Here is a 14,188-nt window from a genome sequence, read left to right on the forward strand (position 1 = left end):
AATGAACTATTTTTTGCCCAACGAGATCAAGTTGGCAAACAACCGATACGCACCCGGAACCCCTCCCGGCAATTCGCGGAAAAATACCAGCCCTGTATACACAAAATGGCCTTTTCCGTAAGGAGCATAGATAAGGCTACCTTCTTTTGCGGCTTCTTCGGTGTCGTTGGCGGAGAAAATGGGCGTGTAGTTTTTATCCCATTCTACGGCAAAATAGATGCCGCGCTCCTGAATCCATCCTTTAAAATCGTCAGGCGTAATTTTGTTGGGCGTATTCAAAATCGGATGGTTAGGTTGTAAGATACGCATTTCGGCGTCTTCTTCCGTTACGCGGTCACGGCCTACTTTGAAAGGATACGGCCCCATTTCTTTTACTTTAAGGGTACTTCCGAAACCTCCCGCCGTTACGTATTGTACCACCATTGTCCCGCCGTTTTTGACGTATTCCATCAGTTTGTCCTGAAAATATTTGATGCGTTCTTCGGTATTATACGCCCGAACACCCACTACAATAGCATCGTATATGGATAGACTCTTGCTCAATGCGTTTTCGTCAAGCAGCGTTACTTGGCAGCCCATTTGGCGCAATGCAGCAGGGACCTCATCGCCGGCGCCGGCAATGTAGCCGATGGTTTTTGCTTTGTTTTTAATATCGAGTTTTACCAACGCCGTAGTAGCGATCGGGAAAATGGTTTGCGTAGGAATGTGCTTATATTCAACCGATTTGAGGCTGTATGAATTTTCGCCGTTTTCGGTTTTTGTAATCACTTTCAGTTTTACTTCACTTTGTTGTGCCGACGGAAACACTTTCACACTGACGGTTTGTTCCTGGTATTTTTCGAGCAATTCAAACGGGATTTGTGCCGGCTCCACGCGCCATCCTGCGGGCACTTCAAACATCACCGTTCCTTTGACATTGGCGCGGTGGGCTTTTACCAAAACATCCACCATTTTGGGTTGATTGTCGGCAAAAACGTATACTTTTTCGGTGACATTGGCGGTCACTTCCGGCCGAATTTCGTACGGCCGATACACCTCACCATCTACGGGATCGGTTGATTTATAGACCCACGGTTTGGTGAACGTAAACGGTTGATCATCAATCAGAAATGTAAACGATGTTTGCAGCGTAGGGATATTTTCGGGTGTGCTGAGTTTGGATTGGTCGTCAATCTGGAAAGCCCCGTTTTTGATGGGCTTTTCCAACCAATATGGTTGGCTGATCTTGGTGGTTTTTGGAACAACTACGTTATAAGTGAACGTAGATAACTCATTGTTTTTGAGTTCAAGAGCCAGCGTAGAATCCTTTTCGGCACCCCAAAATTGCAAACGTGTAAGCTTGAGCGGATAATTGGCCCGCTTCACCACACTGATGCGTACTGTAGCACGATCTCCCTGAGCCACGGCATAATCGACGGGATTGGTTTCAAACCAAATGCCTAAACAGTTTTGAAGCAGTGTTTCCACTTCCGATTTCTTTTGCTGAACGTACTTATTTTTCGCATCCAGTTTACCTAATTCCTGGTATATTTTTACCAACACAGGCACCGATGAAGCAGGATAATTGACGTTGTAATTGCGAATGGCCTGATCCACCAACTGTGCTACCTGCTCGCTGCCTTTCACACGACTCCACGACATGTCTACGCCGTCAAAAAGGTCTTTACCGGCAGCCACACCGTCTTTGTGCATCATAAAATCAATGCGCGCGCTGCGATTAGCGCCCGAGCCAAAGCCCTGACTTTTATGGGAACTGCGGCTTTCGGCGGCAATTTCCGCAAATGATTTTCCGATGTAAGGGCTGTATCCGCCAATATCGACCGTGATGAAACTGCCTTTGTCGGCCGGCTGTTGATTCGAAAAACCCGGTGAGAATGTATTCCAAACCACGCGCTTGGGTTGCCATGTTTGCACTTCTTTAAGTTGTTCCGGAAACTTGGTAGGATCGCCCGCCATTTTGAAGGCCAACTCAGCTAAGAATGCCGATGAATTATGGTGCCCGTGGCCCGCTCGCGCATCGGGTGGGAAGCGTGTAATGAGCACGTCGGGTTGGTTTTTACGAATGTGGTAAACGACGTCCGAAAGGATATTATTTTCACCCCAAAATTTGAGCGTCTCCTCACGGGTTTTGGAGAATCCGAAATCATAGGCGCGTGAAAAAAGTTGCTCGGCCCCGTCAATGCGACGAGCCGCCAGTAGTTCCTGCGTTCTGATGATACCGATGTATTCGCCCTGCTCAGGGCCGATGAGGTTTTGACCGCCGTCGCCGCGGGTCAGGGCCAGGTATTGCGTTTTAACGAGTCGTTCTTTCGATAAATACGTCAGCAACAGAGTATTCTCATCGTCGGGGTGAGCGGCGATGTGCATAGCGCTGCCCAACACATTTAACTTTTTAAGATTTAAGAGGATTTCGCTGGAGCTTAAAGGTTTTACTTGGGCGTGGGCAAAAAAAGTGAAAAAGAATAAAGTGGAAAGTGAAAAGGAGTAAAACTTGAATTCTCTCATGGTTGGGTCATTTTGCAGGTGATTTGACAAAACTACAAAAACCGTCGAAAATGAATACACTATTGCATTTAGCTTTTCCTTCTTTTAAGCTCAAATTTGCAATTTTTAATTTCGTTACTCGATTTTTACAAAATCCCTTTGAATAAGTAGCTTATGGAAATCCCTATTTTCCCGGCAGATAGACAGGGTAATTCAGCAGATTTCTGCCTTATAAAGATGTTCATTTTTCAGATGTGTCAAACTGCGAAGAATGACCTCTCCGGTTGTGAAATCCTTAACTGAATGTAAGCCTCTCTTATTCTAAACCTCATGAAAAGAAGACATTTTATCCGACAATTGGCCGAAGGAAGCGCGGCAACTATCGCTTTGGGCACTCCCTTGACGGCGCAAACTGCCGAAATGTTGCTGCACAGCGCAGGAGCCGGCGACTTGGCCGACCATAAAATTGCGGAAATAAGTTATACACAGGTGCAATTGAAATGGCCGCGATTTGTCGGTAAAAATGCCCGCCGTGATATTCATGGCTACGGTCCGAAAGTCAGTGTTTGTACCCTTACTACTGATCAAGGAGCAAAAGGGTGGGGGATGCACGGAAGGCGTAACGACGAAACCATTGCTTACCTGAAAGGAAAACGGGTGTCGGAAGTATTTCAACCTTCGATTGGCGTCACAGACCCCAAAGCCTTGCCTTTCGATGTGCCTTTGCATGATCTGGCAGGTGTTATTCTCAATAAACCTGTTTATGAACTGCTGGGGCGAAAAAAGCCAATCATGACCAAGTGCTACAGCGGCATGATCTATTTTGACGAATTGGAGCCGAAAGAGGGGCCTGTGAAGACCTTGGTAAAAGGGATGGACAACATCGTTGAAAACTGCGCCGGCGACTACAAATTGGGCTATCGTCAGTTTAAACTTAAAATAGGCCGCGGCAATATTTGGATGCCGAAAGAAGAAGGATTGAAGCGAGACATTGAAGTAACCCAACTGGTTCGTAAAACCTTTCCGGATTGTGAAATTCTGGTAGATGCCAATGACGGATATACCGCCGACACCACGATTGCCTACCTGAAAGGCATCGGCGATATTCCGTTGTTTTGGATAGAAGAACCGTTTGCTGAAACCATCGCTGATTATCAAAAACTGAGGGGTTGGATAAAGGCAAATAATGTCAAAACGTTGCTGGCTGATGGGGAAGCGAATCCGGATCAGAAGTTGCTGCGTGAGTTGGAAGAACAAAAACTCATTGACGTACACCTGACCGATCTCATGAGCTATGGCTTCACCCCTTGGCGGCAACTAATGCCTGAATTGAAAAAACTGGGAATTTGGGCATCGCCCCATGCCTTTGGCGAAATGTTTAAGTCGTATTATACCGCACAATTGACGGGTGGTTTAGGAAATACCGTGACCATCGAAGGAGTCCCCTGCACGAGTGAAGAAGTGGATTTCAGCAGTTATAAAATAGTGGATGGGAAGTTTATTCCGCCTACTGCGCCGGGGTTTGGGATTAAGTTGTTGAAAAACAATTAATCCCAACGTCGGCAAGGTTCCAAACCTTGCCGACGTTCAAAAAGCAGAACGAAAAATAACCTTATTAGAAATCAAAAAAGGGTCGGAAGCAATTTCTCGCCCCTTTTTTTTACCTTTAATGCATACCAAAAAACCTCTAACATGAATCAGGTAAAAAAGCTCATCAGCGAAGTGTTGGCAGCACGTAATCGCTACCTGGATACCGTCAGACAACTGTCTGATGCGCAGGCGCAATGGAAACCGGCGCCGGATGTTTGGAACGTGGTGGATCTAACGGAACACTTATACTGGGCCGAACACGGTGGAATCTTGGGAATGTGGAAGGTAATGCAGGCCTCACGTGAAGGAAAAAAAATGTGGGAAGGCGAATTGATCCATAAAGGCCTATCAATTGAAGAAATTGTAGCAAAGACGTGGCAACCCAAAGAAATTGTTCCGGCAGTAGCAGCACCGCGATTGGGCGGGCCCATTGGTTTTTGGGCGGCTTCGTTGGAAAGCCTTCAGGTGGAGTTAAATGCCTTGGGCAATGAACTGAACGATGAAGAATTGGAAACACTCATTCATCCACATCCGATCTCGGGGCCGATCGACATTCGCCAGCGCTTTGAATTTCTGCGTTTTCACATTGATCGGCACCTCAATCAAGTAGAAGAATTGAAAAGTAAAATGCCTGTTTAAAAATGGCAATGATTCCAAAAATCAAAGAATAGAAGCAAGTTATTTATGGAGTTTGTTCCTCATATACTTTTAGTCGAAGATGAAGCTAAAGTAGCTGCGTTTATCAAAAAAGGGCTTGAACGTCAAGGTTTTACGGTAAAGATAGCTGTAGATGGAAAAGAAGGAAAGCAATCTTTTGAAGAACATACATATGACCTCATTATGTTGGACGTCAACCTTCCTTACATGGATGGAGTAACATTGGCAACGCATATTCGTACCCAAAATACCCAAATCCCCATTCTAATGCTTACGGCACTGGATACTACCGCTGACAAACTCGCGGGCTTTGATGCAGGAGTGGATGATTATTTGGTCAAACCGTTTGATTTTATGGAGTTGGTAGCTCGTTTGAAGGCATTGTTGAAACGTGCCACCAAAACTGCCGGGCCTACCAACATTTTACGGGTAGCTGACTTGGAATTGGATCTGGACCAAAAACTGGCACGGCGCGGCGGACAAACCATTGAGCTGACGGCCAAAGAGTTTGCGTTGTTGGAATACCTTATGCGTAATCGCGGACGGGTCGTATCAAAAGTAGATATTGCCGAAAAAGTGTGGGACATTGACTTTGATACCGGTACCAATTTTATTGAGGTGTATATCAATTATTTACGAAAAAAAATAGAGACAGACACTGCCAATAAGCTCATTCATACCGTAGTGGGGATGGGTTATACGCTCAAAGAAAAATGACGATTCGTACCCGTTTGACTGTGCTTTTTACGGCGGTAGTTTCGATCCTGTTGCTACTGTTTTGCATCGTTATTTATGTCCTCGCCGAGCAGCATCGTAAAGCCCAATTCTATGAACGACTCAAGGCCGAAGCAACCACTTCGGCGGAGTTGCTTTTCGGAAAAGAAACGGTTACTCCTGAACTTTTTAAGTTGCTCGATAAGAATCACTTGACGGTGCTTAATGAAGAGGAGATTATTATTTACAACTATCGGGATTCGCTGCAATACGAGAGCGGTACGGACTATTTAAAAGTAGATAAAAGCATCCTGAATCGTGTACGTCTCGAAACCGAAGTTCGCTGGAATGAAGGTCCAAGGGAAGTGGTAGGGGTGCTGTTTGCCGATCAATACAACCGCTTTGTCGTCTTTGCTTCGGCCGTAGATAAGTACGGTTACAGCGACGTCAACAGTCTGCTTTGGGTGCTTGGAATCGGTTGGTTGTTTGGGAGTTGTATCGTTTTTTTGGTAGGATGGTTTTATGCCTATCGGGCGTTGTTACCGCTTAAAAAACTGATCGGACGGGTAGATACCATTACGGCTTCGCGCCTGAACCTGCGGGTGGATGTGACTGATTCCCGCGACGAAATCGGGCAATTGGCCGAGCGTTTCAATCGGATGCTTGACCGTTTGGAAGAAGCGTTTCAACTGCAACGGGCCTTTGTCTCCAATGCCTCCCACGAACTGCGAACACCGCTGACGGCCATTACGGGTCAAATTGAGGTAGCTTTGATGGACAATAATCCGCAGGAATGGCAGGACACGCTTCGCTCTGTACTCGATGATGCCCGCCAACTTAATCGGTTGTCAAACGGCTTATTATCATTGGCGAAGGTCAGTATGGAAGAATCGGCCGTTAAAATGTCTGAAATCTATTTAGATGAAGTTTTTTGGCAGGTTCGGAGTGAATTGTTGAAGGCGCACCCGGAATACATTATCAAAGTGGATCTGGAAAGTTTTTCCAATGAGTCTACCTATTTCAGTGTGTTGGGCAATGAGCCATTGCTTCAAATCGCGCTGACCAATTTATTGGAAAATGGGGCTAAATTTTCGCCGGACAATACGGTCGAGGTTCGCTTTCAACATGTATCGAATGTCGTTGAAATCCATTTTCATAACCGAGGCCCGGCCATTCCGGCAGAGGAATTACCCTTGATTTTCAAACCGTTTCGTCGTGGTTCCAATGCGCGCGCTGTTGCCGGACACGGTATTGGTCTTTCCCTGACCGAACGGATCATCAAACTGCACCAAGGGCTGCTGTCGGTAGAGTCTACACCGGAGCTTGGAACTACTTTTGTGATAATTCTTCCCAAAAAAATCTAATACTATTCTAATTTACTTCTAAGTTCCTTCTAATAGTGTGATGTTAGTTTTGCTTATCTGAATAAGACATTCACATGGCACACTATAAATTAGATTATTTCTCCACACCTGATAAGGCGGTTATCAATAAACGAAACCGACAATGGGCCGCATCATTTGTGGCGGGCGCTCTTTTTCTGGTTTTTATTCTGCTTTTTTTTGGAGGAATAGGTACGGCTTTTCGCTATCGGGAGCAACATCAACTCCTGCGCCAACAGCATGATGCACTTCGGTTGCGTTACGACTCACTCTACGCGGCTAAATTGCAGGTCGAAAAAGAATTGGTTAAGGCAAAAAACGGACTGCCTCAACAGGAAAACCAAGAATTTGAAAAATGATTACATGAGTTAAAGTAGAGTGTATTGGCTGTAGTGATGTCAGACAGGATGAATGATTGATTTATCCTGTTTTTTCTTTAGTAGAATACGAAATAATTAATTGATTTTGAGTCTTTTAACCGATTGAAAAATATGAAAAATTTCATCCCTAATGTATACGTTGGCTTAGGAAGTGCCGTTTATGCGCTCATCAAAATGGATGGACAGTTGCATGAACTCGAGTCGTTGAAAGCCCGTAATGTGCTGATAGAAGTGCCTCATGGTGAGCTGGCTATGCAGTCTTTTCAATTGCGGGAGCATTATCAGACGCCTGTGGAGGAAGCTTACCATTTCGCTATGCGTTGCTTTTCCTCACACAGCAATGAATTGGATATAGCTACCCGTGAGCATTTCATCAAGATAATGCAAAATATCGCGCAAGCGGATGAACGGGTATCGGGCAAAGAAATAGCATTTATTCGTCGATTCAGACATGACATACTCACAGTCTGACCATAAACATAACTGATTTCTAAGGCTATTCTAATGTTGTGCTAATCCCGCTCTAAGACGCCTGCCTTACCTTTGTAAAGTCGAAAGACAACAACAGTTACGTATTCCAAATCATAAATCAGTAAATCATCATGAAATCATTCGTTCAGTCGTGTATAGCCGTTATTTTGTTAAGTTCGTCGTCGGTGTTGGCGCAAAGCGCATCTGTCAACTCGCCACACAACTATAAGCGCCCTGTTTCGCAACGGGCACCGCAAAGCCAAGCGGCATTGGTGGTTGCGTCAAGTGAGCGTCCGGTACCTTTGAAATTGCAAAATAATGCGATGTCGGTCCATAATTATAAACGTCAGGGAGCAATGAATTTTGCGCAGGAAGCAACGGTGGCAGTGAGTGTTCCAACCATTGGGATTGAACCTCAAAACCCATTTGTACTGCCCAATCATTACAAAAGCCACGCTAAACCTGCGCCGGTAGAGATGCAAATTGCCCGTAAAAATGAAAAGTCGAAGGCCGATACATTAAGCAAATAAAAACAGACATCATAAGGAAGACTTATGAAAATCCGATATGACGAGAAGCACCATTTCGTTTAGATTAAGAATAGTAGAGTGCAGAATTCCCCCGAGATTTTCTTGGGGGAATTTTTTTTGCTCTGATATAAACGATGCTTATTTTCGGCAAAAATAAATGACTTCGTTGGCAGGAAGTGCAAAGCGTTTTACTTCTTCGGGAGTGAGTTCGTTCATGACAAAATGGTCTTCGGTTACTTTAAAACCGCCTTTTTCGAGGCGTTGGCCATAATCACGGCCAAAAAGGCGAAGGTGGTCGTCTTGCCAGTAATGTTTTTCGCGCTCCTTTGGATCGGTGATGGTTGGGTCTTCAAAGGTGGTAGCTCTCGACCAATCCTGCGGCGATTGAATGATAGCCCAACCGCCGGGCTTCAGTACGCGATGAAGTTCTGACATGGCTTTTATATCATCATCAACGTGTTCCATTACGTGATTACAGAAGGCTACGTCAAACGTATTGGCTTCAAAAGGAATTTCGTGAATGTCCATCTTGACCTTGGCCAGCGGCGACTCTATATCTGCCGTGATATAGTCCAGATTTTTCATCTTCTCAAAGCGGTCAATAAAACAATACTCAGGCGCTACATGAAGCAACTTTAGATTGTCTTTAAAAAACGGCGTTTTTCGCTGCAGGTATAAATACATCAATCGGTGGCGTTCGAGCGATAAGCAGTTGGGACAAAGGGCATTGTCTCTTCCGGAACGTCCGTAAGGCAGAAATTTTTTGTATTCGCTGCCGCATACGCTGCACTCTACGCCTTTGCCAAGATAGAAAACCGACAACGCTTTGGCTCCAAAATGACTGACCAACTGTAAATACTTACGCGGTACATGCCGCAACACCCAACTGATGATGTCTTTCATTCGTGAATTTTATGAGATTTTTATTCAACAAGTCCTGCAAAGTTTTTACTTTTCGAATTAAAAGCAAAACTTAAAGACACCTACAACAAAGATGATTCCAAAAACGTCGAAACCACCCGGACAAAAATTGGTAAAACGCATGAGCTCCCGAACGAAGTGGCTTCTATTGGCACCGGCAAGTTTGGTATTGATTGGCTATGGTCTGTGTGTGTTCAGCGAGGCAGGACATTTAAAACATACCAATGCTCCTTTTCGGCAATGGTTTTTGATGGGAACGTATAGTTTGATCGTCATCAATGCAGGAATTTCATTGTTTGGTCAAGCCATTATTTTCCGTGTTCAATACCAATACCGTCGGGAAGTTCGTCGGAAGTTGAAGAAAATGCAAAAAGAGTTTGAAACGGCCCTTAAAAAGAAAAATGCCGCTCAAGGCGGCAAAAATGTTTAGGCTTTGGCGGCAAACTCTGCCTTGATTGCCTCAATATCAATTTTCTTAATTTCAGGTTTCCACGTGCGGTGCTTAATAAGAGCTTCCTTGTTTTGTGGAATCATTACGTTGCGCTTTGCTTTGCGCAAAAGTTTGGTCACGCCCATTGTAGTATTATCTTTTAATGATGATTCTAAAATTGAGCCGCAAAAATACGGACTTCTTTCCGAAAAAAATAAACCACGCGCCTATTTTTTTCAATGAGGCTGCTACTTTTGTGCTTTGAAAAGTCCACAGTCGATGGTCGGTAGACCACGGTTTTGAGAAAACAGGCGGTGGACTCTCGCATTTCAACTGTAGACTTTCCAATGAGTAAACCTTCTTTAGCCCGTGGAACGCGCGATTTTGGGCCCGCGCAGATGGCCAAGCGTAACTATATCTTTGATACAATTCGCCGTATTTTTCAACGCTATGGTTTTCAACCCATAGAAACACCCGCCATCGAAAATCTTTCGGTTTTGATGGGCAAATACGGTGATGAAGGAGATCAACTTCTCTTTAAAATCCTTAATTCGGGTGATTTTGCCAAAGAACTGACCGAAGCGCAACTTCAGGAAGGATATAAAAAGCTTACGCTCAAGGTTTCTGAAAAGGGACTTCGCTATGACTTGACTGTGCCGTTTGCCCGGTTCGTGGTCATGAATCGCAACGATCTGGTGATGCCTTTCAAACGATATCAGATCCAACCTGTATGGCGTGCTGATAAACCACAACGTGGACGGTACCGTGAATTTTATCAATGCGATGCCGATGTCGTTGGAACGAATTCACTGCTTTGCGAAGCCGAAATTGTGCTGATGATCCATGAAGTGTTGCGCGGATTGGGCGTGATGGATTTTACCGTAAAGATCAATAACCGTAAGATACTAAGCGGTATTGCCGAAGTGATCGGTGCGCCGGGACAGGAAGGGCCGATGTGTGTGGCAATCGATAAATTGGATAAGATCGGCAAGGAAAAAGTGGAAGAAGAATTGGCCGAGCGCGGCTTTTCGGCCGAAGCCATTGAGAAACTGCAGCCGATCTACGAATTAGCGGATAATCAATCCGGTATTTTCACAAATCTTCGTCAGTGGTTGGCCGGCTCCGAGATCGGGACCAAAGGCGTGGCGGAGTTGGAAGAAGTATGGGCGAAAGTGGAGAAGTTCGGTTTGCTAAACCCTCAACTTCAATTGGATGTGACGTTGGCACGCGGTTTAAGTTATTACACGGGAGCGATCTTTGAAGTAAAAGCCAACGGCGTGCAAATGGGAAGTATTTCCGGCGGTGGGCGGTACGATAACCTGACGGGAACATTCGGGATGCCGGGGCTTTCGGGTGTGGGCATTTCGTTTGGCGTAGACCGTATCTATGATGTAATGGAAGAATTAAAGCTTTTTCCTGAAAATCAGTCGGTTTCTACCCAAGTCATGATCACCAATTTTGACGCCGATGCAGAAGCATACGGCTTGGGTGTATTGCGTCAATTACGCGAAGCGGGTATCAATGCCGAGTTATATCCCGATGCTTCTAAACTCAAAAAACAATTCGATTATGCCGACCGCAAGCGTATTCCGTATGTGTTAATTATCGGTTCAGAAGAAATGCAAACGGGTATTTTATCGCTTAAAAACATGCAGTCGGGTGAGCAGCAGAAATTGGCTTTGGCAGAGATTTTGAATAACTTTGTTTAAAAAAACATTAAGCATGAGTGCGCAACCTCAAACATATTATACACCTGAGCAATACTTGGAAATAGAGCGAAACGCCACCTATAAAAGTGAATATTATCGGGGTGAGATTTTTGCGATGGCGGGCGCTACTACAAGGCACAATGTAGTAAAGGATAATCTGGTTTTTAACATCAAGCTTAATTTGAGAGGAAAACCCTGCCGCACCATGTCAAGTGACCAGCGAATATTGACGCGGCATACCGACGGGCTTTATAGCTATCCCGATATTGTAGTGGTATGTGGCAAACCTCAATTCTCGGATTTATACAAAGATACAGTTATGAATCCGTTGATCATTGTGGAAGTACTTTCAAAAAGCACGGAAGGCTATGATCGGGGCGATAAGTTTTTATTTTATCGACAGTTGGAAAGTCTAAGAGAATTTGTCTTGATTGACTCAAAAAAAATTCATGCAGAAGTGTATCGTAAAAATGAAGCCGGAATTTGGTTTTTAGCATCAGAAGCAATTGATATACAGGGAAATATTTACTTAGAATCGGTGGATATTACGCTGCCGATGGAAGATGTGTATTTGAATACGGATGATTTGCCTTTGGACTGATTAAGCATACAATTTAGGGGATTTAAAATAATTGATCGTTTCGCCGGTCGGGTTGTGAGCAACGGCAGCGGCCGACCGTCCTCCGCACGGAAACGAGAAGTGTGTGGAGGGTTGCTCACAACCCGACCGGCGAAACGTCCGACCATTCGTTAAAGCAATACTTTTCCTGTAAAACCCGAAAACCTTAAACGATAAATATAGAAAAGGCTGCGAAGTACAACTTCGCAGCCTTTTCTATATTTATCTCTGACTTCTTATGGATTCTTTTTCTTTATCTGTTGGCGTTTGGCCTCGGTTTGCTTTTTGGCTTCTTCCGATTGTTTTTTAGCTTCTTCAGCGGCTTTCATCGAGCGCTCCAGAATGTCGGAGAACTTCGATTTCTTTTTCACCCCTGAAGCGATCTTCTTGCGGTTCTCTTCCAAAATCGACCGAATCTTATCATCATTGACAAAACGACGAATGATCTGTTGTTGAAGAATCGTTACTACGTTGGAAACCAAATAATAGAAGCTCAACCCTGCGGGGAATGAGTTCATGATGAACATGAACATCACCGGCATAAAGTAGGTTAGCATACGCATATCCGGCATACCGGGCTGCTGCACCTGAGTCGGCGTGATTTGGTTATTGTACCACGCGTACACCAATTGTGAAACCGTCATGGCCAACGTGAAAATACTCACGTGCGCTCCGTAAAACGGAATTGAGAAAGGCAATTTGATCGGTGCATCGTAGGTTGAAAGGTCTTTTGCCCACAAAAAAGCTTCCTGCCGAAGTTCGATCAGGTTAGGGAACAGGAAGAACAATGACATCAAAATAGGCATGGTTGCCAATACCGGAATACAACCGCTCAATGGACTGACACCTACTTGTTGATACAGTTTCATTTGCTCCTGCTGCATCTTAGCGGCATCGTCGCCTACTTTTTCGCGAATCACCGCAAGCTCGGGGGCAAGCATCCGCATTTTAGCCATACTCACGTACGACTTATAGACGAGCGGTGTCATTAAAGCCTTAACGATCAGTACCAAAACGATGATCAATATTCCGTAATTGCTGAAGAATTTCTCCAGAAAGTTAAACATCGGCACGAAGAAATACTTATTGAGCGGCCTCAAAATAGCGTAGCCCAAATCCACGTTATTGCCAAAATCAGGAGCCGCCTGTACTTCTTTTACCACTTGATAATCATTGGGACCAAAGAAAAACTGAAAGTTCCCTTTTCCCGATTTCAGATCAGCCGTGGCAAGAGAGCCTTCGGTCTGCATGGTTTTGATATAGGTCGTATCCGTAGCATCTACGAGCGACTTGAGCGTTACATTGCTCAATGGTGAATTTTTGGCGATAAAAGCGGTTAAGAAATACTTGTTTTTGTGCGAAAACCACGAGACAGGTTTCTCAATTTTGTCTTCAACGTTGTCGCTTTGTCCGCGGCCAATGTCCGAAAGGGAGCCGTCTGAGTAATAATTAGTAGTTACGACCTTGCGGTTTTCGGCCATGTCGTTTTCAAGTTGTTTCAACTTGTCCTGCCACACGAGGCGCGTTGGCTCATTTTTAACCAATCCATCCAGTCCAACCAGTTGCACATCATAATCGATCAGATAACCGCTTCCCTGTACTGTATAGGTTTGTTCAACGTATTGATTGTTTCCCATCGCCAGACGAAACGCCACTTTGGCTGATTTGCCGGCGGTGATGGTCTGACTTTGTGAATCGGTAGTGAAGTATAATTCCGAAAGATTGACCGTTCCTTTGTTGGTAGGCAACTCAAGGCTGAATTTACTGCTTTGGGCATCGATCAAATACAACGGCTGTTGCTGATACGTTTTGTATTTTTTGAGTAATACTTCTTTAACATTTCCGCCCTTGGTGCTGAATGTAACACGTACATCGTCGTTTTCGACAATGATGTCTTGGGCTGTTCCCTGTGCCGCACTTGCAAAATCACCATAGACTGCTTTGGCAGTGATTGAATCCAATTGTTTTTGTACCGGGGCAGTGGCCGTTGGGTTTGGTTTGTTTTTTGCTTGCTCCGTTGGATTAGGCTTGGTTGGCTCAGGACTCGGGGCTAACAGCTGATACCCAATCAGCATCGTCATGATTAGCGCTAATCCAATGATTTGATTTCTCTCCATTTGTTTGGTTTTGACGTTATATGTTACACGTTGTCGGTTAGTCGGTAAATCAGTTTGTTATCTTCACCCGCTCGACCATTAACCGGTAACGTTTAACTTTCTTTTTAAAAACGGCTGCAAAGTTAGTGAGTTTTCAAGAAATAGTAGTTGAAGGAAGGATAAGCGGTAATATTTTACTGAAATT

Annotated in this window: 14 protein-coding genes; 10 read left to right on the forward strand and 4 right to left on the reverse strand. The window is 44.6% G+C overall.

The window, feature by feature from the left end:
- Positions 1-6 precede the first annotated feature (6 nt).
- Positions 7-2,505 (reverse strand): PIG-L family deacetylase, encoded by a 2,499-nt coding sequence (locus ACQY73_RS31130; protein WP_428658077.1) that lies wholly within the window; start codon positions 2,503-2,505, stop codon positions 7-9.
- Positions 2,506-2,814: 309 nt separating this feature from the next.
- On the opposite strand from ACQY73_RS31130, the gene ACQY73_RS31135 reads away from it, so the two are divergent.
- The 7 genes from ACQY73_RS31135 (at position 2,815) to ACQY73_RS31165 (ending at position 8,208) form a co-directional block, all read left to right on the forward strand.
- Positions 2,815-4,035, forward strand: coding sequence for an enolase C-terminal domain-like protein (locus ACQY73_RS31135; RefSeq protein WP_428658078.1), 1,221 nt, complete (start codon positions 2,815-2,817; stop codon positions 4,033-4,035).
- Between the two features lie 141 nt (positions 4,036-4,176).
- Positions 4,177-4,713: a DinB family protein gene (locus ACQY73_RS31140; protein WP_428658079.1), complete on the forward strand. Its 537-nt coding sequence runs from the start codon at positions 4,177-4,179 to the stop codon at positions 4,711-4,713.
- Between the two features lie 45 nt (positions 4,714-4,758).
- A complete protein-coding gene (locus ACQY73_RS31145; RefSeq protein WP_428658080.1) occupies positions 4,759-5,448 on the forward strand; it encodes a response regulator transcription factor in 690 nt (229 codons plus the stop codon).
- Complete coding sequence (locus tag ACQY73_RS31150) at positions 5,445-6,809, forward strand: ATP-binding protein (protein WP_428658081.1); 1,365 nt, start codon at positions 5,445-5,447, stop codon at positions 6,807-6,809. Before ACQY73_RS31145 ends, ACQY73_RS31150 begins: the two co-directional genes overlap by 4 nt.
- A 74-nt stretch (positions 6,810-6,883) precedes the next feature.
- Positions 6,884-7,186 carry a hypothetical protein gene (locus ACQY73_RS31155; RefSeq protein ID WP_428658082.1) on the forward strand — a complete coding sequence of 101 codons (303 nt, stop codon included), beginning with the start codon at positions 6,884-6,886 and terminating at the stop codon, positions 7,184-7,186.
- A gap of 132 nt (positions 7,187-7,318) precedes the next feature.
- Complete coding sequence (locus tag ACQY73_RS31160; RefSeq protein WP_428658083.1) at positions 7,319-7,678, forward strand: TerB family tellurite resistance protein; 360 nt, start codon at positions 7,319-7,321, stop codon at positions 7,676-7,678.
- A gap of 131 nt (positions 7,679-7,809) precedes the next feature.
- Positions 7,810-8,208, forward strand: a complete 399-nt coding sequence (locus ACQY73_RS31165) for a hypothetical protein (protein ID WP_428658084.1) — start codon at positions 7,810-7,812, stop codon at positions 8,206-8,208.
- 138 nt (positions 8,209-8,346) lie between these two features.
- Here the strand turns inward: ACQY73_RS31165 and ACQY73_RS31170 are convergent, their stop codons facing one another.
- On the reverse strand, positions 8,347-9,111 hold the full coding sequence (locus ACQY73_RS31170) for a class I SAM-dependent methyltransferase (RefSeq protein WP_428658085.1): 765 nt from the start codon (positions 9,109-9,111) through the stop codon (positions 8,347-8,349).
- 139 nt (positions 9,112-9,250) lie between these two features.
- Between ACQY73_RS31170 and ACQY73_RS31175 the strand changes: the two genes are divergently transcribed.
- Positions 9,251-9,559, forward strand: a complete 309-nt coding sequence (locus tag ACQY73_RS31175) for a hypothetical protein (protein ID WP_428658086.1) — start codon at positions 9,251-9,253, stop codon at positions 9,557-9,559.
- On the opposite strand, the gene ACQY73_RS31180 is transcribed toward ACQY73_RS31175, so the two are convergent.
- Positions 9,556-9,705, reverse strand: coding sequence for a hypothetical protein (locus ACQY73_RS31180; RefSeq protein ID WP_013929369.1), 150 nt, complete (start codon positions 9,703-9,705; stop codon positions 9,556-9,558). The genes ACQY73_RS31175 and ACQY73_RS31180 overlap by 4 nt on opposite strands.
- Before the next feature lie 201 nt (positions 9,706-9,906).
- Here ACQY73_RS31180 and hisS point away from each other — a divergent pair, with 201 nt between their 5' ends.
- Both hisS and ACQY73_RS31190 read left to right on the forward strand, forming a co-directional pair.
- On the forward strand, positions 9,907-11,268 hold the full coding sequence (hisS, locus tag ACQY73_RS31185) for a histidine--tRNA ligase (protein ID WP_428658087.1): 1,362 nt from the start codon (positions 9,907-9,909) through the stop codon (positions 11,266-11,268).
- Between the two features lie 13 nt (positions 11,269-11,281).
- Positions 11,282-11,869, forward strand: coding sequence for a Uma2 family endonuclease (locus tag ACQY73_RS31190; protein ID WP_428658088.1), 588 nt, complete (start codon positions 11,282-11,284; stop codon positions 11,867-11,869).
- Positions 11,870-12,123: 254 nt separating this feature from the next.
- Here the strand turns inward: ACQY73_RS31190 and yidC are convergent, their stop codons facing one another.
- Positions 12,124-14,004 carry a membrane protein insertase YidC gene (gene yidC / locus ACQY73_RS31195; RefSeq protein ID WP_428658089.1) on the reverse strand — a complete coding sequence of 627 codons (1,881 nt, stop codon included), beginning with the start codon at positions 14,002-14,004 and terminating at the stop codon, positions 12,124-12,126.
- Positions 14,005-14,188 lie beyond the last annotated feature (184 nt).

Source organism: Runella sp. (assembly GCF_965279615.1).
GTDB lineage: Bacteria > Bacteroidota > Bacteroidia > Cytophagales > Spirosomataceae > Runella.

What these genes read in the sequence shown, in the direction of transcription:
- ACQY73_RS31180 (WP_013929369.1), bottom strand. Translation starts at nt 9,705, where the DNA reads ATGGGCGTGACCAAACTTTTGCGCAAAGCAAAGCGCAACGTAATGATT.
- ACQY73_RS31135 (WP_428658078.1), top strand. Translation starts at nt 2,815, where the DNA reads ATGAAAAGAAGACATTTTATCCGACAATTGGCCGAAGGAAGCGCGGCA.
- ACQY73_RS31130 (WP_428658077.1), bottom strand. Translation starts at nt 2,505, where the DNA reads ATGAGAGAATTCAAGTTTTACTCCTTTTCACTTTCCACTTTATTCTTT.
- ACQY73_RS31155 (WP_428658082.1), top strand. Translation starts at nt 6,884, where the DNA reads ATGGCACACTATAAATTAGATTATTTCTCCACACCTGATAAGGCGGTT.
- ACQY73_RS31175 (WP_428658086.1), top strand. Translation starts at nt 9,251, where the DNA reads ATGAGCTCCCGAACGAAGTGGCTTCTATTGGCACCGGCAAGTTTGGTA.
- ACQY73_RS31150 (WP_428658081.1), top strand. Translation starts at nt 5,445, where the DNA reads ATGACGATTCGTACCCGTTTGACTGTGCTTTTTACGGCGGTAGTTTCG.
- ACQY73_RS31160 (WP_428658083.1), top strand. Translation starts at nt 7,319, where the DNA reads ATGAAAAATTTCATCCCTAATGTATACGTTGGCTTAGGAAGTGCCGTT.
- ACQY73_RS31140 (WP_428658079.1), top strand. Translation starts at nt 4,177, where the DNA reads ATGAATCAGGTAAAAAAGCTCATCAGCGAAGTGTTGGCAGCACGTAAT.
- ACQY73_RS31170 (WP_428658085.1), bottom strand. Translation starts at nt 9,111, where the DNA reads ATGAAAGACATCATCAGTTGGGTGTTGCGGCATGTACCGCGTAAGTAT.
- ACQY73_RS31165 (WP_428658084.1), top strand. Translation starts at nt 7,810, where the DNA reads ATGAAATCATTCGTTCAGTCGTGTATAGCCGTTATTTTGTTAAGTTCG.
- yidC (WP_428658089.1), bottom strand. Translation starts at nt 14,004, where the DNA reads ATGGAGAGAAATCAAATCATTGGATTAGCGCTAATCATGACGATGCTG.
- hisS (WP_428658087.1), top strand. Translation starts at nt 9,907, where the DNA reads ATGAGTAAACCTTCTTTAGCCCGTGGAACGCGCGATTTTGGGCCCGCG.
- ACQY73_RS31145 (WP_428658080.1), top strand. Translation starts at nt 4,759, where the DNA reads ATGGAGTTTGTTCCTCATATACTTTTAGTCGAAGATGAAGCTAAAGTA.
- ACQY73_RS31190 (WP_428658088.1), top strand. Translation starts at nt 11,282, where the DNA reads ATGAGTGCGCAACCTCAAACATATTATACACCTGAGCAATACTTGGAA.